This window comes from Methylosinus sp. DMC45, from assembly GCF_056313885.1.
The window spans coordinates 17,013-36,890 of the sequence record NZ_JBQUZK010000013.1 but is presented as its reverse complement, the minus strand read 5'-3'; the positions used below and the strand labels follow the sequence as shown (position 1 = coordinate 36,890).

17 protein-coding genes are annotated in these 19,878 nt (G+C 62.1%); 9 read left to right on the top strand and 8 right to left on the bottom strand.

Features of this window, described 5'->3' with window-relative positions:
* Positions 1-618 precede the first annotated feature (618 nt).
* Genes ACT53T_RS04075 through ACT53T_RS04060 form a run of 4 tightly spaced genes read left to right on the top strand, consistent with a single transcriptional unit; the run spans position 619 to position 3,255 of the window.
* The gene (locus ACT53T_RS04075; RefSeq protein ID WP_476160221.1) at positions 619-1,548 is read left to right on the top strand and encodes a metallophosphoesterase family protein; all 930 of its coding nucleotides are present in this window, start codon (positions 619-621) and stop codon (positions 1,546-1,548) included.
* 10 nt (positions 1,549-1,558) lie between these two features.
* Positions 1,559-1,906, top strand: a complete 348-nt coding sequence (locus tag ACT53T_RS04070) for a cupredoxin domain-containing protein (protein ID WP_476160220.1) — start codon at positions 1,559-1,561, stop codon at positions 1,904-1,906.
* A 3-nt stretch (positions 1,907-1,909) separates the two neighbouring features.
* Complete coding sequence (locus ACT53T_RS04065; RefSeq protein WP_476160219.1) at positions 1,910-2,446, top strand: sigma-70 family RNA polymerase sigma factor; 537 nt, start codon at positions 1,910-1,912, stop codon at positions 2,444-2,446.
* Complete coding sequence (locus ACT53T_RS04060; RefSeq protein WP_476160218.1) at positions 2,443-3,255, top strand: anti-sigma factor; 813 nt, start codon at positions 2,443-2,445, stop codon at positions 3,253-3,255. The genes ACT53T_RS04065 and ACT53T_RS04060 overlap by 4 nt, the downstream gene beginning before the upstream one ends.
* Before the next feature lie 36 nt (positions 3,256-3,291).
* Here the strand turns inward: ACT53T_RS04060 and ACT53T_RS04055 are convergent, their stop codons facing one another.
* Both ACT53T_RS04055 and ACT53T_RS04050 read right to left on the bottom strand, forming a co-directional pair.
* Positions 3,292-3,441 (bottom strand): hypothetical protein, encoded by a 150-nt coding sequence (locus ACT53T_RS04055; RefSeq protein ID WP_476160217.1) that lies wholly within the window; start codon positions 3,439-3,441, stop codon positions 3,292-3,294.
* A 3-nt stretch (positions 3,442-3,444) separates the two neighbouring features.
* Complete coding sequence (locus ACT53T_RS04050) at positions 3,445-4,461, bottom strand: TonB-dependent receptor plug domain-containing protein (protein ID WP_476160216.1); 1,017 nt, start codon at positions 4,459-4,461, stop codon at positions 3,445-3,447.
* A gap of 508 nt (positions 4,462-4,969) precedes the next feature.
* On the opposite strand from ACT53T_RS04050, the gene ACT53T_RS04045 reads away from it, so the two are divergent.
* Positions 4,970-7,453 carry a TonB-dependent receptor gene (locus tag ACT53T_RS04045; RefSeq protein ID WP_476160215.1) on the top strand — a complete coding sequence of 828 codons (2,484 nt, stop codon included), beginning with the start codon at positions 4,970-4,972 and terminating at the stop codon, positions 7,451-7,453.
* A 222-nt stretch (positions 7,454-7,675) separates the two neighbouring features.
* On the opposite strand, the gene ACT53T_RS04040 is transcribed toward ACT53T_RS04045, so the two are convergent.
* The 4 genes from ACT53T_RS04040 to ACT53T_RS04025 all read right to left on the bottom strand — a co-directional run bounded on the left by ACT53T_RS04040 (position 7,676) and on the right by ACT53T_RS04025 (position 11,637).
* A complete protein-coding gene (locus ACT53T_RS04040; RefSeq protein ID WP_476160214.1) occupies positions 7,676-8,848 on the bottom strand; it encodes a trans-sulfuration enzyme family protein in 1,173 nt (390 codons plus the stop codon).
* A 114-nt stretch (positions 8,849-8,962) separates the two neighbouring features.
* The gene (locus ACT53T_RS04035; protein WP_476160213.1) at positions 8,963-9,637 is read right to left on the bottom strand and encodes a methionine ABC transporter permease; all 675 of its coding nucleotides are present in this window, start codon (positions 9,635-9,637) and stop codon (positions 8,963-8,965) included.
* Positions 9,618-10,703 carry a methionine ABC transporter ATP-binding protein gene (locus tag ACT53T_RS04030; RefSeq protein ID WP_476160224.1) on the bottom strand — a complete coding sequence of 362 codons (1,086 nt, stop codon included), beginning with the start codon at positions 10,701-10,703 and terminating at the stop codon, positions 9,618-9,620. The genes ACT53T_RS04035 and ACT53T_RS04030 overlap by 20 nt, the downstream gene beginning before the upstream one ends.
* A 52-nt stretch (positions 10,704-10,755) precedes the next feature.
* On the bottom strand, positions 10,756-11,637 hold the full coding sequence (locus ACT53T_RS04025) for a MetQ/NlpA family ABC transporter substrate-binding protein (RefSeq protein WP_476160212.1): 882 nt from the start codon (positions 11,635-11,637) through the stop codon (positions 10,756-10,758).
* 357 nt (positions 11,638-11,994) lie between these two features.
* On the opposite strand from ACT53T_RS04025, the gene ACT53T_RS04020 reads away from it, so the two are divergent.
* Positions 11,995-13,245, top strand: a complete 1,251-nt coding sequence (locus ACT53T_RS04020; protein ID WP_476160211.1) for an IS701 family transposase — start codon at positions 11,995-11,997, stop codon at positions 13,243-13,245.
* Between the two features lie 315 nt (positions 13,246-13,560).
* Here ACT53T_RS04020 and ACT53T_RS04015 read toward each other — a convergent pair whose 3' ends face one another.
* Positions 13,561-16,029: a TonB-dependent receptor gene (locus ACT53T_RS04015; protein ID WP_476160210.1), complete on the bottom strand. Its 2,469-nt coding sequence runs from the start codon at positions 16,027-16,029 to the stop codon at positions 13,561-13,563.
* 444 nt (positions 16,030-16,473) lie between these two features.
* Between ACT53T_RS04015 and ACT53T_RS04010 the strand changes: the two genes are divergently transcribed.
* The 3 genes from ACT53T_RS04010 to ACT53T_RS04000 all read left to right on the top strand — a co-directional run bounded on the left by ACT53T_RS04010 (position 16,474) and on the right by ACT53T_RS04000 (position 18,323).
* Complete coding sequence (locus ACT53T_RS04010) at positions 16,474-16,671, top strand: hypothetical protein (RefSeq protein WP_476160209.1); 198 nt, start codon at positions 16,474-16,476, stop codon at positions 16,669-16,671.
* Positions 16,672-17,248: 577 nt separating this feature from the next.
* Entirely contained in the window at positions 17,249-17,623 is a 375-nt protein-coding gene (locus ACT53T_RS04005; RefSeq protein ID WP_476160208.1) for a hypothetical protein, read from the top strand.
* A 199-nt stretch (positions 17,624-17,822) separates the two neighbouring features.
* Positions 17,823-18,323, top strand: coding sequence for a hypothetical protein (locus ACT53T_RS04000; protein ID WP_476160207.1), 501 nt, complete (start codon positions 17,823-17,825; stop codon positions 18,321-18,323).
* 26 nt (positions 18,324-18,349) lie between these two features.
* On the opposite strand, the gene ACT53T_RS03995 is transcribed toward ACT53T_RS04000, so the two are convergent.
* Positions 18,350-19,843 (bottom strand): MCP four helix bundle domain-containing protein, encoded by a 1,494-nt coding sequence (locus ACT53T_RS03995; protein ID WP_476160206.1) that lies wholly within the window; start codon positions 19,841-19,843, stop codon positions 18,350-18,352.
* Positions 19,844-19,878: the final 35 nt, after the last annotated feature.

The window sequence follows — 19,878 nt, the reverse complement described above, 5'->3', positions numbered from 1 at the left end:
CGAAGCCCCAATTCCAGAGACGCTTCTTCGTCCCGACGAACCAGCCAGGTTGGCCAACTCCCCAAAAGACGAAGAAATGACTTCGTTCGCCGCTCGTTGGCAGCGCCGCCGTCGATGGATGCGTTATAGAGTAATCCCCCCTCGGACTGTCAATCGCTTCTTTCAAAAAATTTCACGAATCTGCCGTCGATCCAAAATTGCGTCGTAATTATCGATGCTTACACGGTGGATAACGTCAGCGACAGGTTGCGGCGGCGCGCCGGGAGCCTGAAAGCAGGCCCGACCATCACCCCTGCCCTGGCTCGTGTCGCGTCAACCGCGTCTCGAAAATCGCAGCGCGCGCGGACCATCGCCTGGCCGAGTCCCCTGCCCGGCGCCGCTTCTGCGATGGCATATCGAACGTCAGGCATGCCGAGCATGCTCTGGGTCGGCGCGGCGGGTCGGCGCGAGTGTTCGGCTGGACTCTTCGCTGACGCCCTACTCCGTTCCGCTCGCAAAACGGCGGCTGCGTCGATGAGCGCGGTCAGGCGAAAAAAGCGGCCGCGCGGGGAATAAATCGGCGGCGGAAAGAGTCTTCTCGATGTCCGGCTGATCTACCGGACGCGAGGGAGATTTGAGATGACACAGGATCTTCGTTCCCCGGGTCGCCGTCGCGCGCTCCAATGCATGGCGTGGGGCGGCTCGGGCGCACTATGGACCTTCATGGGCGGCGTGCCGATGTCGCAATCGGTCGGCGATGCGCGAGCGGCCGCGGCGAAAGGATTTTCCTTCGTCCAGATTTCCGACACGCATATCGGCTTCGGCAAGGCGGCCAACAGCGATGTCGCCGGGACGTTGAAAGAGACGCTCACGAAAATTGCAGGGCTTTCCGAGCGTCCGGCCTTTCTGCTGCATACGGGCGACATCACGCATCTTTCGAAGCAGAGCGAATTCGACGAGGCGGATCAGCTCATCGGCGCGTCGCGCCTCGCCGTGCATCGCGTTCCCGGAGAGCACGACGTTCTCGATGAAAAGACCGGCCAGCTCTATCTCGCGCGCTATGGGAAAGGGACGCGTGGTGACGGCTGGTATTCTTTCGACGCCGGCGGCGCGCATTTCATCGGCCTCGTGAATGTGCTGCGCCTAGAGGGCGGCGGGCTCGGCCGGCTCGGCGCAGAACAGCTCGCTTGGCTCGCGGCGGATCTCGCTGCGAGAAGCGCGTCGACGCCGATCGTGATATTCGCCCATATGCCGCTGTGGACGATCGCGAGCGAATGGGGGTGGGGCACGCAGGACAGCGCGCAAGCGCTGCAATTGCTCGCGCGCTTCGGCTCGGTGACCATACTCAACGGCCATATTCATCAGATCGCTCAAAAGGTCGAAGGCAATCTGGTCTTTCACGCGGCGCGCTCGACCGCGTTTCCGCAGCCGGAGCCGGGAACCGCGAAGGCGCCGGGGCCGAAAGTCGTTCCCGCGGAACAGCTGCGCTCCTTCCTGGGGCTGACCAGCGTGACTGTTCGCGACGGCGCGCACGGGCTCGCCATTGCCGACACGACTCTGGCGCGCTGAGGAGGACGACATGTCGAGATCTGCTTTCGCGATAGGCTCTGCGATCATGCTCACGGGCGTTCTTCTCGCATCGTTTTCACGCGCCGGGGACGAGCGTGTGATCGACATCGGCGACTTCGCCTTTGCTCCTTCTGAAATTCGCGTGGAGACGGGCGTGCGGATCGTCTTCGTCAATCACGATGATACGCCGCATAATGTCGTCGACAGGAATGGCGCCTTCCGTTCCAAGGCGCTCGATACCGGAGAGAGCTTCTCAGTCGCCTTCGACAAGCCTGGCGAAATCATCTATTTTTGCGGCCTTCACCCGCAGATGACGGGCAAGGTCATTGTGAGCGCCCGAAGCGATCGACGAGGATAGCTCGTGACGAGCGAACATGCGCGGCATCGCTTCATGCAAGCGATCATGCCTCATCTCGACGACGCCTATTCGTTGGCGCGCTGGCTGACCGGCGACGCGACGGACGCCGAGGATGTCGTGCAGGATGCTTGCCTGCGCGCGCTCTCCGCGCTCGACGGCGCCGAGGTGGAGCATCCGCGCGCCTGGCTGCTGTCGATCACGCGCAATGCGGCCTTCACCTGGCTCACGAAGAATCGGCCCCGCGACCTCGTTCTCGTCGGCGGGGCCGAGGACGCCGAAGTCCAACACGGCGCCTCGTCCATATCTGAAGAGGCGTCTCCCGAGGCGGCGCTGATCGAGGCCGCAGATCGGCGCAGCGTCGCCGCAGCGATCGCTTCATTGCCTATTCCGTTTCGCGAGGCGCTCGTCATGCGTGAGATCAATGGTTTGTCCTACCGCGAGATCGCCAGCGCCACGGACGCGCCGATCGGCACCGTCATGTCGCGCCTCGCTCGGGCGCGCGCGCTTTTGATCGAGCGATTGGGGAGAGCGCCGCAATGAGCAAAGACCAGAATCGTGATCGCGCGCTTTTTTTGCAAGCCGACTTCGACCAGGAGCTGGATGCGGCGAGCGCGCTCGAGGCCGAGCGCCTTTTGTCCGAGGACGCGGGCGCCCGCGGAGATCGGGCGCGGCTCGCGGCGTTGCGGGAGACATTGCGCCGTCACGCCGCGCGCGAGGCGGCGCCGGCGGCGTTGCGGGCGCGCTTGCAGGAGCAGATAGGGGCTTCGAGCGCGCAGGGAGCGAGGGCGGCGCGACATCGTCTAACGCCGCGGCGGACATGGGGCGTCTATGCGGCGTCGATCGCCGCGACGATCGTGGCGACGGTCGGGCTGCAGCATCTCGCCGAGGAGATCGCCGCGCCGGATCGCTTCACGCCCTATGTCGTCGCGGGCCATATGCGGAGCCAGATATCGGGGCAGCCGGTAGATGTCGCGTCGAGCGACCGTCATACGGTAAAGCCCTGGCTCGCTGGCAAGCTGCCGCTCGCCGTCACCGTCGTCGATCTCGCGGCCGAGGGATTTCCGCTCGCCGGCGCCAGGATCGACATAATCGGCGCCACGCCCGCGCCGACGCTGGTCTACAAGAGGCGCGAGCATCTCGTTTCCGTCGTGGAGCTGCAGCCTCGGTCGGTGAATTATCCAGAAACGCCTTCGCTGCGCGTGATGGAAGGCTATCCCGTCGTCGTCTGGAAGGAGAAGCATCGCGCTTACGCGGCGATCTCGGATCTCTCGTCGGCGGAGCTCGAGGCGTTTGTCGCGATCTTTCGGCAAGCCGCCGCGAAAATCGAGAGCGAGCCTTCTCTCAAGTGAGCAGAGCCTCGCTCGACACGAGACGACGTTTCGGCCCTATTCCACACCTAACGCGTCAAATATATCGTCGAGCAATTGCCGGCAACGCTCCGAGCGGGCGTGCAGCCGGCGCTGCTCGAAGAGGAGGTCGACCTTGGAGCAATAGCGCGCGCCGTCGTCGTCGATGTCGTTTTCATCGACATCCACGTCTTAAATCGAGGTCAAAATGTTCTCGCCGACGCTTACGTTGAGCTCGTTGGAAACGGTGATGTTTCTCACGGGTTCGACGCCTTGGCGCGCGATCGCGGGATGGTACGGGTCGAGGGATATGATCGGCTTGCCGATCCTCCAGACGTTCTGCACGAAGGTCGAGCTCGGACGTGTTCCATTGGCGTAGACCATAAACGAGTCGGAGAACGCCACGGCGGGGTAATTGCTGTACTCGTGAGATGCGCCGTAATTGAAGATGAGCCGATCGGAGAAATTGTCGCCGACATAGAACAACTGTCCACGCACGGCCCAGCGGTCAGTGTTCCTATAGCCGGCGCCGCTCACCGGATCGCGATTCCAGCCATCGCCCTTATCCATGTAGTAGCTGATGCGATAGGCGAGCGTGTCGTCGATGATGGGACCGGTGACGGTGGCTTTTTCGATGACGCGGCTGTAATTGGCGAAATTGGTCTCGGTCGCCGCCTGCCTCGTGAAGGACGGCAATTGGTTGCGGATGATGACGGCGCCGGCCGACGTGTTCTTGCCGCCGGCTGTGCCTTGTGGGCCGTAGGCGACTCCGAAGGACGCCACGTCGAAAAGGTCGAGCCATTGGAAGCCTTGATATCTCCAAAATACATTGTCGACGACATAGCCTGTCGGAGCCTCTCCCGAGGCCTGGATGCCGATCGATCGTATCGATGCTCGACCGTCGATCACTCGGCCATTCGACGCTATGTTGTAGCTTGGGACGAGCTGCTGCAATTCGTCGAGTCGGTTGATGTTCTGACGCTCGATCGTCTTGGGATCGACGACGATCGACTTCGGCTTTTTCTGCGCATCCATGACGGGACGCGAGGTCTCGCCCCCGTCGTCGTCCTCGCCGGGGACAACGACATCGCCCACCTGGACGTTCACCGCGGCCGGAGTCGGAGCGTCCTCAGCGCGAGACCCGCCGAGTTGCATCGACAAAGCGACAGCGGCCGTCGCCATATAGGCGAGGCTGGACGCACTGGACATGATACGAAATCGCATTTTGGTCGTGACGCCGGACACTGAGCGGACCATTGGGAAGCATTTAGTATTTTAATCACATCATATTAGTATGATATATAGCTGTGATACAGCTGTCAAGCCGAGTTCGGCGAGGGCGGCCTGCTCGTATGAATTTGGGCGGGCCGAATAGCGACATCTAATTTTGCGACATACGAATTTCGAAGAGAAAGTCTCTATCACAGTTGCGGGCCTGGCGCGCATTCGCCGCGCCGGGATCATGCCATCCTCGGCAACATCCCGAGATACAATGTAAAACCCCGGCTTGGCGAAACACCTCGAACGGTAGGGATGCGCGCACTCGCTCGAGATCCGGTCTGGCGCTGTTGCAGATGGGCCACAGTGTTCGATAATTATTCGTTTACGCCACGCTTCAGCCGGCAAGCGCGCCGCCTCGGCTTGCTACTACGTAAGTGAGTCGTTATTTCCGCTCGACAAACTGTGTTTATGGCACGCGGATTGGGGCGTCAGGTCAATGAAATTCAAGCGGTGGCTGTTCTCGTGTGCGTCGTTGACTCCCTATACGCTGCTCGGCGGCTCGTTGTTGGTGGGCGCGAACGCGCCGGCGCTCGCGCAGGACGCGCAGGTCGGGGATGTGTTCGTGCAGGGCGACGAAGTGGGCGCGCGGCGCGAAGCGCAGGCGCAGAAAGCGCCGCGCGCCATCAAGGTCATCACCTCGGACACGATCGAGGAGCAGCAGCTCCAGACCCTCGACGACTTCGCCTTGAAGATCTCCAATTACAGGCCGAACACCAGCACTGCGCAATGGTCTTTCGCGTCGATCCGCGGAGTCGGCGCCGGGTCGAACACCGGGGTCGGCGCGCATTCCGCGACGGGATTCGTGCTCGACAACGTGTTCTGGCAAGCGCCGGGCTTTCAGTGGATGAACTTCTCTGGAATATCGTCTTTCGAAGTCGCCTATGGCCCCCAAGGCACGGCGGGCGGCAAGAACACCACGATGGGCAGCGTCGTCATCCACTCCCAGGCGCCGTCCTTCACGCGCCGGGCGACACTCGAGACATCGTACGGAAGCTATGGCCGCACGACCGAAAAGGTGAACGTCACCGGTCCGATCATCGAGGACGCGCTCGCCTATCGCGTGACCGCGTATTTCGACCGGGACAACGGGTTCATTCACGACCAAATCACGGGCGCGGGCTACGGCAACTTCGATCGTTGGGGCGTGCGCGGCCAATTGCTCTTCGTCGGGGACGAGATAAGCGACCGTCTCATCTTCAACTACGCCAGCTCGAACGAATACCGGAACTATTTTCGCAGCGCCATTCCGATCGGCAATTCGAGCCTCATTTATGCGAATAGCACGGCTCCGGCGACAAGCTACGCTCAGAACTTCTGGAGCAGGCTCGGTCGGCCCGTTCTCACCTTCGATCCATATAAGCCGTACATGGCGCGCGAAGGGACGGATCCCCAACGCAATTACACTGTCTCCAACGAGCTGAACGTCGGCATTGGCGACTATCTGCTGACGTCGATATCGGCCTATGGGTTCGAACGAGGACTCGAGCGAGGCTTTTCCGACGGGAACCAATTGGCCGCTATTCGCGGCGGTTCGATGGATACATACGCCGGCCAGGGCTCCCAAGAGCTGCGCTTCTCCTCGCCGAAGGGGCAACCGTTCGAGTGGCAAGTCGGGCTCTACGGTTTCGCAGAAGACGTGCTGAGCCAGATGCATCATGTCCAATTCGGCGCCGATGCGACGAAATGGTACAGCCTCCCGGCCGCTCTCCCCGGTGTCGCGGACTGGTGGTACGTCAAAGCGACGTCACATCAGGCCGCTGGATACGCCAACGCCACCTATCATTTCGACGAGCAGGCGGCGATAACGTTCGGCATAAGGGATTCATGGGAGCGGAGGGGCGGGTCCGCGCGCCATCAACCCTCGCTCTATTACGGTGCCCAATACTCGCCTTTCCAGCAGGAGCAGGCGATCATCGCTTCCGGCGGCTGGGGCTGGTCCGACACCGGATATCAGGCGAAATACCGCAATATGCTCACTGCGCTCGTCAACCCGGAATACCGGTACAACGACAATATCAATTTGTTCGGTCTCGTCGGCCGCGGAGAGAAAGCCTCGGCAGTCAATATAACGGGCACAGGTCCGATCTATGTGAACCGCGGCGGCACTTACTACCTCGTGGATCATGCTCCGCTGCTCGGCAACAAGCCCGAGGTGTCGTGGGATTATGAGCTGGGAGTCAAGACGAATTGGCTGGATGAGCGCCTGTTTCTCAACCTGACCGCCTATTGGACGGACCTATATAATTTTCAGGTCGTTCAAAGCAAGACGAGCTACGACACCAATGGCGCGCCGATCTCCGTCAGCAATGTCGGCAACGCCGAGCAGGCGAGGATGCGTGGCGTAGAATTCGACGGACGATGGAGCCCAATCGAGAAACTATGGATCACCTTTTCCGGCTCACTGTCGGATGCGCGCTGGGTCAAATATACGCAAGCGCCCGCGCCGAGCGACTGGGCTTGGTCGACGCCTGCGAATGCGCCCGCCGGCTTCATCAAAGCGCCGCAGTATATGTCGCTGTCCAACACGCGCTGGACGAATCTTCCGAGATGGGCGTTCAGGGCCGGAGCCAATTACGAGCATCCTCTCGGAACGGTGTTCAGCGGCTCGGGACTGGGGCCGTGGGCCGAACAATCGATCAGCGCGTTCGGCTATTTCAATGTCGCCTACACGGATAAGATTCAGCTGACCAATCCATGGTCGGTGGTTCAGTATTGGAACCGGCCCTATGTCGATCTCAGCGTCGGCGCCGGCTTGAAGACCAGCGACAATCATTACAGGCTGACATTCTGGGGTAAGAATCTCTTCAATGTGGTGCCTTTCATGTCTTGGTCGCCCGGCAGCGGAAGCACGCCGACCTCTGTCACCCTCGGCATGCCGCCGGTCACCTACGGCGGCACGTTGAGCGTGGTGCTCGACTGAGCGCGCTTTGACCGCAGGGCTCTGATCCGAGTCAACGGGCTGAGGCGCCCGAGGCTTGGCGAGGCAATCCTCCCGCCAGCAGGCGATTTTCCGCGGGGCTCGATGCTGGCGCGCGTAGGCTTTGGTGGCCTTGCGTTGCGGCTTCACGGGCCTTTCGTGAAGCAGTTGCGCGGAGAAGACCGCCCGGCGCCGCTTCGATCGATCGAGACGCGCCGCGTCGACCTATGGCGCGGCGACGGACACGGATTCCGCGCTTCCCGTTGTGGCGCTGTCCAACGCTCGGGCGAGGTCCTCGAATAGGTCCGAGGTGGATTCGATTCCTGTCGAGAGGCGCAGCAGATCGTCGGGAACCGGCGTTCCCGGCCCTTCGACGCTGGCGCGATGCTCGATCAAGCTCTCGACGCCGCCGAGCGACGTCGCGCGCTTCCATATCTTCACCTGCGCGGCGGTCGCGATCGCCGCCGCCGCGCCGCCTCTCACGCGAATGGACAACATGCCGCCGTATCCGCCATGCATCTGTCGCTGGGCGACATCATGGCCCGGAAACGCCGGAAGGCCCGGATAGAGAACCTCGGAAACGGCCTCATGCGTCGCGAGCCGCTCGGCGAGCTCCTGCGCCGACCGAGACTGCGCGCGCACGCGAAGGAAAAGCGTGCGCAAGCCGCGCTGCAAAAGCCAGGCTTCGAAAGGCCCGAGCACGGCGCCGTTGCGCGCCGAGATCATGCGGATGCGATCCCAGAATTCGTCCCGTCGCGCGGCGACGACAGCGCCGGCCACCACATCCGAATGACCGTTCAGATATTTCGTCGCCGAATGAACGACGAGATCGGCGCCGAGCGACAAGGGCCGCGTGAGCACGGGTGAAGCCGCGGTGGAGTCGACGGCGAGCCGCGCGCCTGCGCGATGGGCGATCGCCGCCGCCGCGGCGATATCGGAGATCGTCCACATCGGGTTGGCGGGGGTTTCCACCCAGACGAGACGCGTCTCGCCGGGCCGCGCTGCGGCTTCGAGAGCGGTCGCATCCGCTAAATCGACGAAGTCGACGCGCAAGCCCCAGCGCGTCGCGAAATCGGCGAGCCAGCCGCGCAGGGCCCAATACATGACCTTCGGCGCGATCACATGATCGCCGGGGTCCAAAGCCAGAAAAACCGCCGTCGCGGCCGCCATCCCGGAGGAGAAGAGAAGCGTTTCCGCGCCTCCTTCCAGCGCGTTCAAGGTCTGAGCGGCGGCCGCATAGGTCGGATTGTCTGGACGAGAGTAAATGCGCCCCTCCGGGAAGCTGTTGTCCGGCGCGCGCTCGAAGGTCGTCGACGGATGGATGGGCGGGATGAGCGCGCCGACGGAGGGGTCGATCCTGCCGACGGTCTGCGCTGCGATGGTTTCCGGCTCGGTCAAATGCGTGAACCTCGATTGGAGAAACGGGGAGCTTCGGACGCCGGGACGATCGACGAATTGACATCGCGTCGACCCGCGGGCCGGCGCGCGCGCTCGATCTCGCAGAGCGGATCGTCAGGCTTCGACATTCGCGCGACTTCTTTTGTCGAAGCGAGCAGCCAGCCTATCGCCCGCCCATTGCAGCGCGGATACGAGCGCGATGAGAACGAAGACGACGACGACCATGACGTTGGTCTCGAAACGTTGATATCCGTAACGTATGGCGAGATCGCCGAGCCCGCCCGAGCCGACCGCGCCCGCCATGGCGGAGGCGCCGATCAGCGTCACGAGAGTCACGGTGAACCCGCTCGTCAAGCCCGGCAGCGCTTCTGGGATCAGCACGTCGAAAATGATCGTCCAACGGCTGCCGCCCATTGCCCGCGCCGCTTCGATCAAGCCTTGGTCGACCTCACGAAAGGACAGCTCGGCGATGCGCGCATAATAGGGGATCGCCGCGAGCGACAAGGGGACGATCGCGGCCGCGACGCCGATCGACGTGCCGACGATCCATCGCGTGAGCGGAATCGCCGCGACCAGGAGAATAATGAAAGGAATGGATCGCACCGCATTCACGACGGCACCGATCAGCCGATTGAGCCATATCCGCTCGACGAGTCCATGTCGATCGGTCATGACGAGCAACAGTCCGAGCGGCAGACCGAGAGCGAGCGAAACGAATCCGGCGGCCGCCGTCATGGCCAAGGTCTCGACGAAAGACCGCCAAAGAAGCTCAAGCATCGCCGGCGACATGGCCGAGCACCTCCACCTCGTCCGCATGCAGCCGCAGGAAATCCAGCGCCGCGGAAAATTGGGCACGGTCGCGCCCGTCGGCTTCGAGAAACAGCGCTCCGACCTCCTCGCCCCTCACACGGTCCACGCCGCCATGAACGAGGGACACGCGCAGGCCCGTTGCGAGCGCGAGCTCCGCCAGGAGGGGCGCTCGCGCTCGAGCGCCGATGACGACGACTTTCAGCAGCGTTCGCTCGCCCCAACCGGCGACGAGGCGCGCCGCAAGATCGTCCGGCAATGTCGGCCGATAAGCGCGTAACAGGCTACGGGTCGTCGCGGCGCAGGGCGAGGCGAATATCCGCCGAACAGGCCCCTGCTCGACGATGTTTCCGCCGTCGAGCACCGCCACGCGGTCGGCGATCGCGCGCACGACGCTCATCTCGTGCGTCACCAGCAGGATGGTGAGATCGAGCTTACGATTAATGTCCCGCAGCAATTCCAAGATTGCGTCTGTCGTTTCGGGATCCAGGGCCGAGGTCGCTTCGTCCGATAGCAGCAGCGCCGGCCGCGCCGCCAGAGCGCGCGCGATGCCGACGCGCTGCTTTTGGCCGCCGGAGAGCTGCGCCGGATAGGCGCCGGCTTTGTCGGCAAACCCGATCAGCTCGAGCAGCTCGGCGACACGCGCGTTGCGGACCGCGCGCGGCAGCCCTGCAATCTCGAGCGGCAAAGCGATATTTTCCGCCGCCGTCTTCGCCGACATCAGATTGAAGTGCTGGAAGACGATGCCGATTCTCCGGCGCAGCGGCTGCAGCTCGCGCTCGCCGAGCCCGATGATCGAGCGCCCCTCTATCTCGATGTCGCCGCTGTCGGGGCGCTCGAGGCCGTTGAGACAGCGGATGAGCGTCGACTTGCCGGCGCCGCTGCGGCCGATGAGTCCGAGCACCTCGCCGCGGCGAAGCGAGAGCGAGACTTGGTCCAACGCGATCGTCGCGCCGAACCGCTTCGTCACCTCGCTCAGGCGCACGACCGATGATGAGCCGCTCTCGCTCTGCGAGCTGAGCGTCGATGCGTCGAAGGCGGACGTCAGCACGTTCGAGCCGGTCCTTTATGGGACGCGTCGCCGCCACGGGGCGCGAAATTCACCACGCGGGAACGCCGGCGCCGTGAAAGATGCTCGCCAGGGCTCCCTTCACGACATCGTTCTGATAAGCGCCGACGAGCGCTCCGACCCAGCGATCGTTCTCATGGCCGGATTTGACGGCGATGAAGTTCCGATAAGGATTGTCGGCGAGCGGCTCCTGCGCGATACGATCCTCGCCGAGCTTCAGGCCGGATTTGATGGCCCAATCGGTGTTGACCACGGCGGCCGAAAGATCGTCGATTGCGCGGCCGACGACGCCGGCGTCGAGCTCCTTGATCGCGAGCCCCCTCGGATTGTCGACGATATCTGCGGTCGTTGCGAGGATGTCCGCGCCATCGCGCAGCTTGATGAGCCCGACGCGCTGCAGGAGAACCAACGCGCGGCCCTCGTTGGACGGGTCGTTGGGAACGCCGATGATCGCGCCTTTCGGCAGATCGGCCACAGAGCGAACCTTGCGCGAATAGAGGCCGATCGGCCAGACAGCGGTGAAGCCGACAGGCGTGATGTGGTAGCCGCGCGTCTTGATTTGACTGTCGAGATAGGGCTTGTGCTGAAACGCATTGGCTTCGACGTCGCCACGTTCCAAGGCCTCATTGGGCTGTGTGTAGTCGTTGAAGACGACAATCTTTATCGTCAGCCCGTTCTTGGCCGCCTGCGCCGCTACCACCTTCCAAAGGTCTTCATCCTCGCCGCCTAAAACGCCGACGCGCACCGTCTCCGCAAAGGCCGGCGTAGCAAGCAGCGTGAGCGCGGAGAGGGCGAAAGCCAAAGCCAGCGCGAGCGCCGAACCACGTCTGCGGCTCTGCAAAGCCGCGGCCATGGAAGCGCGCTCCGTCAGAACGACGAAGCGCCGCCCCGCTCTGTGTGGAAAGCTGATCATTGCGTCGCTCATGAGGAGGCGTGACCGCGCAAGTAGAATGAATACGATAGAGATTGTCAATAGTTCGGCGATCAGAAGCCGGGCGGGCAGGACGCCGCCGATCCGCCCGAGCAGAGCGACCGACGAAGCCGGCGCGACGGTCCTGGTCGAGGCCGATCGATTTTGGCGCGCGGCGCCGTTCAACGCGCGTTCTGGACCCCGACGACTTTCGACGTCGCCTCGGTGAAATCCAGCGCGGCGGCGTTCGCGCCGCCGACGAAATCAGAGGCTGCGTCTTTCGACAGATAGCATTACAGTTGCGTAATTTGGCGGTTTCTGACTCACTGGGCCACCATGATTCGTTTCGGGGATCATGGGATGGCGGAAGCTTCGATCGAGACGACGCTGGAGTTGTGGGCGTCGTCGCTGCGTGATGTGAAACGTCGGATGCATCCGTTGTTCACGCAACACCGCGTGGCGCGATCGGCAGAAGCTTTCCTCGACGGCCTGCTCGGCGAAGAACGACGCAAGACGGGCTGGATGCGGGCGGAGGCCGCCGGCGATCCGGGGCCGTGGCGACAGCAGGCCGTTCTGGGCCGGGGACGTTGGGACGCCGATGCGTTGCGCGACATCGTGCGCGACTATGCGCTGGAGACGTTGGCCGACGACGATGCGGTCTTTGTCGTCGATGAGACGGGCTTTCTGAAGCAGGGCAAGGCATCCTGCGACGTTGCACGGCAATACACGGGCTCGGCGGGAAAGATCACGAACTGCCAGATCGGCGTTTTCGCTTGCTATGTGTCGCATCGCGGCCACGCCTTCATCGACCGCGAGCTCTATCTGCCGAAGAGCTGGACGGGCGACAAAGAACGTATGACGAAGGCGCATGTCCCGCAGGAATTGATCGACAGCGCCAATGGCGGCTTCGCCACCAAGCCAGCGTTGGCGCTCGCCATGATCGAGCGCGCGATCGCCGCGAATGTTCCATTCTCCTTCGTCGCCGCCGACACGGTCTACGGAGTCGGCGACATCGAGATGGCGTTGCGGCGCGCCGGCAAAGGCTATGTGCTGGGCGTCAAATCCAACGACACGTTCTACTCCTGGGGCAAGCCGAGCGCCGTCGCGGGCACGGCGAAAGAGATCGCCGACCGCTTGCCGCTGTCCGCTTGGAAACGTCTTTCGGCTGGCGCTGGAACGAAAGGCGAGCGGCTCCATGATTGGGCCTATCTCGAGCTCGCCGATCTCGCCGGCGGCGATTACAATGAGGCGCAGGGCGACCAGGTCTGGACGCGCGGATTGCTGATCCGCCGCAAGATCGCCGATGGCGATCTTGCCTTCTTCACGACATGGGCGCCGAGCGGAACGACGATCGAAGCGCTGGCGAAAATCGAAGGCCATCGTTGGGCGATCGAGGATAGCTTCGAAACCGCCAAGAACGAGCTGGGCCTCGATCACAACGAAACGCGCTCATGGCATGGATGGCGACGTCATGTCTCGCTCGTCATGCTGGCCTTCGCCATGATGGCGACGATACGTGTTCACGCCAATGGACCGGCGACGCCGTCCCCCAAAAAGATCCGGCGCGCAATGACGACAAAAGCTACGCGGCCTCGATCGACGGCGAGCTGATCCGCTGGTCGATGCAGGAAATCCGACGCATCGCCACGCGTCTCGCACAAAAACGCATTCGACCCGAGTTCGTCATCGCATGGTCGTTATGGCGACGAGCGCACCAAGCCGAAGCAAGGCGAGCCCATCTCAAAAAGCAACTGTAATGATAGGCGCTCGATCGACCATCGCTCTCCGCCACCAACCATGCGCGATCTGCAAAGATCTTGGCGCCGCTCACGCGAGGCGACGCGACGCCGCTGCACCGAGGTGGGAAGCCTAATCCCGCGGCGTTGCGATGATGAAACGGTCACAGCGTCATATCGGACGTCCCGCTCAATCGAGCTTCACCAGCAAGGTTCCGCCTATGGTGCGCGGGAAGTCCTGCAGAGTGACGGTGGTCGCCGTCGTCGAGCTGCCCGGCGACCAGCCCGTGATGTAGCGTTGGTCGAACAGATTCTTCGACCAGATCGAGAGACTGTAGCGCTCGTCGTCGGTGCGCAGGCCGAGGCCGGCGTTCACGATCGTATAGGCCGGCTGCCAATATTGCAGCACCGACCAGGGATTGGTCAGCTGCGTGCGGTCCTGCCAGGCGACATTGACATAGCCGAAAGCGGTGACGGGCCGATCCCAGAATGGCCCGAGATCGCGAAACGCCGATCCCAGCGGATGGTCGTAGGTCGCGCCGAAATTGATCGCCCATTTGGGGAGATTTTCCCAGCGCGAATTCGAGCGAGACAGCGTCAGCGGCGCCTTGAGAAATCCCGCGGGCGCGGAAGCGGGAGTCGACCAGACCCAGTCGGCCGGCGGGGCGGCGTTGTCGTAGCTGATATAGCGCGCCTCCGTATAGGCGCCATTGAACGACAGCCACAAGCGCTCGATCGGAGAGAAGCGGCCCGTGAATTCGACGCCGCGCAGCCGCACATGCGGAACCGAGCCGAGATAGGTCTGGCGTATCGGCTGGCCGGTCGCGTCCGTATAGCTCGTGTCGACCATATTGGCCTGGAAGTCGTAGATGTCGTTCCAATAGAGATTGGCGTTGGCGATGAGCCTGCCGTCGAGCCAATTGGTCTTCGCGCCGAGCTCGTAGTCCCAGCTCGTCTCCGCCCTTGTGAACAGCGGCTGGAAGCCCCTGAACAGCGTTCCCGACCAGACCGGCTGGGCGCGGTCGTTGAACGCCGCGGCCTTCTCGCCGCGGCCGACGAGACCATAGAGCAGGATGTTGTCGCTGAATTTATACGAGGGATTGAACGAGCCGGTGAGCATGTTGCGCGTCTTCGTCGCGCTGCCCGTGTCCCAGAAGCCGACGCCGCCGCCGCCGCGGATCGCATTATAGACCTGAACGGGCGAGAAGGTCTGGCTCCACGCCTTGTCCCAGCCGAACACCGAGCCTTCCTTGATCTCATAGCTGTCGCGCAGGCCGAAGGTTAGCGTCCATCGTTCGTCGAGATGATAGGCGCCCTGGCCGAAGCCGCCGATATGGAAGGTTCGCGACTTGCCGTCGGTGCGCTGCTGGAAGGCGTCGAGGAGGGCGGGATCGGTGGTGGGCGCTCCGAACCATCGCGCGGCGTCGCCGCCGAAATCCGTATGCGAGTAGGAGCGCGTCTTCTCATAGAGCGAATAGAGGCCGCCCTGCCATTCGAGCGTCTGGTCGCGCGGCGACGCGAGCCGAAGCTCCTGCGAATATTGATCGACATAGACGTCGGCGTCGCCGCCGACATTGGTGATCTCGGTCTCCTGAAGGCCGAGCGCATTGTGCGAATGCAGCGTGAACTCGCCCCAGGCGGAGACGGAGGTGAGCGTATAGCCGCCGATTTGCCAATTCGCTTCATTGGAGAGAGTGGTCGTGAGCGTGCTCCAGGGGCCGTTGCGCGTGTTGAGCGGCCGATAGGCGTCGAAGGCGAGCACATTGCGCCCGAGACGGCTCCGAAACGTCTGCGCATAGGTCGCGCCCATCGTTCCATTGGCGAAGATGGGAACCGAATCGCCGATTTGTCCGGTGTGATTGTTGGAGGCGATATATTCCTGCGAGCTGGTGCGGTAGAAGATCACGCGGTCGGTGACGGCGTCGCCGACATAGAGCAGCTGGCCGCGCGCGCCCCAGCGATTATTGTCGAGATAGCCGGCGCCTGTGACTTGGTCGTGGACCCATCCCGAGCCCTTGTCGAGATAGAGCGCGAGACGATAGGCGAGCCGGTCGTCGATGATCGGCCCGGTGACATTGAGCTTTTCGACGATATGGCTGTAATTGGCGAAGGAGGTTTCGAGAGAGGCCTTGCGCTCGAAGGACGGCAGCTGCGTGCGCAGGACGATATTGCCGACCGTCGTATTCTTGCCGAGCGCCACGCCCTGCGGGCCGAGCCCGATCTCGAAGGAATCGAGGTCGGTGAAATCGCCCCATTGGAAGCCGACATGCTTCCAGAACACATTGTCGACGATGAATCCGGTGTCGAGCTCCGACGAGTCGCCATTGCCGGCGCCGCGGCCGACGCCGCGGATCGCGGGCGTCGAGGTGCGCGCCGTGGCGATGTTGGGGCGATAGTTGGGAATGAGCTGCGAGAGATCGGAGAGGCGCTCGAGATGCTCCTCCTCGGCCTTGGCGCCATTGACGATTGCCGCGGAGCGCGGCGTGTGGAGCAGAACCTTCTCCTCCTGCCGCGTCAGCCCCTCCGCGCGGGCGCCGACCACGACGTCGTCGACCGTGGCCTCTTGCGCGCGCGCCGAGCCGCGGACGATATCGAGCGCGGCGAGAGCTGCGAGAGACGCTGTCGCCATCCATCTGCGCCGGCGCGCTTTCGCATTCATGCTCCTGCTCCTGCCGATTCCATTGGATCGCCGGCTCATTGCAACACGACGCGCAACGCGTCGCCGAAGGCTCATAATAACATTTTCATACTATGAATATAGTATATAAAGCCGCGCCGACGCTCCGTCCAGCGCAATTCGACCTGGGAGCGAACCCGTCTCGAGCAGGGGGTGAAGACGCTCCTCACAATCCTCGACGCCATCGCAACGGACGCAACCTCGTGGGCCGCTCGAAACGCCCGACCGAGAACACAGTCGCTCGAGAGTTGGGGCCTCCGGCATTCCCGGCGAGGTTCATAATCTTCGCCTATCGACGCATCCGTAGGAACGAATGGACACGCCGGGGACTATCTCGGTCACCGTTCGGCGGCCAACGATGCGAAGCGCGACGTCGTACCGTTCCACGAGAGCCGCGAGAGATACGACATGGAGGGTAGAGAAGCGATGCGCCTGATCGTCGTTGCGGGACCGCCCTCCGTCGGCAAGACCGCGATCGTGCTAAAGACAGCCGAAGCATTGGCAGGCGCGGCCGGCCACGTGGTCAAATTCGATTGGCTGGCGAGCATGGACGAGGCGGCCCACGCCAAAGCCGGATTGCCAGCGGTGGCCGGGCTGGCCGGCAGCCTGTGTCCAGACCATTAATGTGATCGCCGGCCCCGGCTCCGCGAGATCCACGATAATGGCGTTGTGGCTGTTTCGAATCGACAGGGAGTGCCAACATGCACAACCGACCTCTTGATGCAGCAATCTATGGAATCGATCTTGGAAAAAATCGCTTCGGCGTTATCGGCTGCGATCGCACGGGAAAGCCGATCCAGCGGTTAAAGCCGCGTTCAATTGCAAGAGTGCGTCGCATTGCTCACCGGCAAATCCAGGGCTTCCGCTGCGAGAGACGGCGCTACGGCGACGCTACGAGACGCTCATAGCCCGGTCAGCGGAATTGCTTGACGCCGTAGCTTGTCGCATAGGCCGATTAGCAGCGGACGCGTCAGATGATAACGTGGTGCTCGAAAAGGCCGCCATCGAACTCGATCATCGTAATAACTCGTCGAGGCCCGGTTCCAGCGATCATACTTCATTGTCCACGTCGGAGAGGTCTGCGACGGGACTTACTCCCGCGGCGCCCCTTGACCACCTTTGCCTAGAAGGCAATACAAATTCTAATAAAGTCAACCCACTAATGCGGAGAGCTGTAATGTTTGCGACGGAGTTGACTAGAATGTGCGTTCAATACAACAATCCTGACGGGAAAGTGGAGCGGGTCGTTCCCGAGCAGATATTTCAAATACTTCGCAACGCCGCTCTTCAGACCGTTGAAGTAGACGAAGAATGGTACATGACGAATTATGAGGACGTCGCGAAAGCGTGCCGCGATAAAGGAATTGCTAATGCGAAGGAGCATTACGTTAAGTTCGGCTATTTCGAGGGGCGGTTGCCGAGGAGGCTCGAGTTCGACGAGAGTTACTACTTGTCTGTCAATCCGGATGTCGCAGTCGCCGTGGAGAACAATGAGATTGCCTCGGGAATCGACCATTTCGAAAAAGTTGGCCACAAGGAAGGGCGCCGGCCGCCTGAGCGTTTTTCTTTATTTTAGTAGCGTGCTGCTGTATCGATGCGCCGAGAAAAGTCGAGGTCTGTGACAAAGATGCGGTTCATTTCATCGATTTTCCGTAAGGTCGCGAGCTTGCGATCGGCCGCGCTCGTTGTGGATGCTAGTTATTACTGGAGCCTTTATCCAGATGTAAAGGCGGCCGGCGTCTCCGCTGAAGATCATTTTCGAGTTAATGGTTGGCGTGAAGGGCGCAATCCTTCGCCTTTTTCATACCATTTATTATGTCGCCAAATACCTCGGCAATGAACTGCACACGAATCCCCTTCAAGATTTTGTGGTTGCCCCTGGTCGTTGTTCTAATACCGAGACAATCGAAGAATTGGAAGAGATTCAGAGTGACTATATCCGCCCCTATTTCGATGAAATCCACTATCTTCTGAGTTACGGCGAAAGCCTTGAGAATATCGACCTTGTGCGCCATTATGTCTCGAAGGGCGCGAGCTTGGGATATGATCCAACACCTGACTTCAAAATGAGCGAATACCGGCTCAACCATAGGCATATCGTTGCTAGTCAAGTAAATCCATTTTATCATGCTCTACCTGTCAATGGTTTTCGACCCGCGTCTTCCAAGCTACTTGGAAATGCGAATGCCTCGCCTGTCATATCCTCGATCCCGCAGTCATCTGCCGTCCAGAACGTGACCGTGGACATTGACAACAAAACGCTGGTCGGCATTTAATAATATTGCGTCTCATTTACACAGCGCTAGGCACGCGCATCAATCGGCGCGCAATGCGGAAGCGAACGGCGAGGCGGTGGATCGCGCCGTGCAGGCGATGCAGGCCAGGCCATCTCCTCCATCGAGGCCGAGGCCTCTTCGGCCGAGGAGGCCTGCTCGGTCGCGCCCTGCGACAATTGCTCGGCGGAGGCGGAGAGCTCCTGCGCGCCGGCCGCGACATTGCTCGCGGCGCTCGTGGCCTTGACGATGATGTCGCGCAGATTAGCGACCATGCGCTCGAGCGCGATGCCGAGCGTGTCCTTGTCGGAAAGCGGCTTGGCCTCGACAGTCAGGTCTCCGGCCGCGATCTTGTCAGCGACGGCGGCGGTGGCGTTGAGATTACGGGTCATGGCGTTGAGGGCCCCCACGAGATCGGAGACCTCGTCATCGCTGGCGACCGAGACGCGCTGGCTCAGATCGCCGATGGCGACCGCATTGGCGAGAGCGACAGCGCGGCCGAGTCCGCGGCTTATATTGAGCCCGATCCACAAGGCCGCGCCGATCGCGACGACCACCGAACCGGACAGCATAGCGATCAGCAGAATGCGCGCCCGCTCATAGTCCGCAGCCGCCTGCGCTTTGGCCTCCTCGACCATCTTGCGCTGGAAGCCGATGAATTCGTCGATGGCCTTCAACACCTCGAGCGTATGGGCGCGTCCTTCGCCGCTCGAGAGATCGGCCGCGAGAATCGCACCGCCCTCACGCGCGATCTCGACGGCGCGCGCTTCGATTTTCAGCCATCGGTCCAGCGCGGCCGAGAATTGCTCCGCGGGCTGCGCCATTCCGGCCCGGACGGCGCGCCCCTTGACGCCATCGGTACTGGCCGTGATCGCCGCCGCATCCGCCTGCAACGGCTTCACGCGCGTTTCGAGGTCTACGACCGTCTGCGACGCGATGAACGAATACATGTCGGCGCGCAGCTTCTCGATCGACGTATGAATGCGCTCGAGATCGGCGACGAGCAGAGTTGCGCCATTGCGAGCGCCAGCGTCCGAAAATGCGTTGAGCGCGGCGCGCAATTCCTTGGCCGCCTCCGCGCCTTCAGTCGCCGTGATCGTGAGCGCCTTATTGGCGGAATTCATCTGGGCGTATTTTAGGATCTTGTCTTGCACGGGATTCGCCGATTCTACGGCCTGCGCGACCTTGACGATATATTCCTTGCCCTTGGCGCTAGCGACTTCATAGATCGTCTCGCGCAGCTTGCGCGCCTCGTCGCGGGCCTTCAAAGCATTGGCGGCATCTCGCTCGCGCTCCGCGTCGCTCGTCGCGATAATGGCATTCTTCTCGGAGCGGATGCTGTCTAGAACATGGACTTTCATCTCCTCCGCCCAGACGAGGCGCTTGACGCGCCCCTCGACGATCATGTCGACATTCTCGTTGAGCGCCGCGAGCTTGGTGTAAGAGACAGCGCCTGCGGCCGCTGAGAGCACGATGACGACGCCGAATGCGGTGCTGAGCTTCGCTTTGACTGTGTATCGCATGGTTTGCCCTATACTGCGCTCGAAGGCGCGCGACG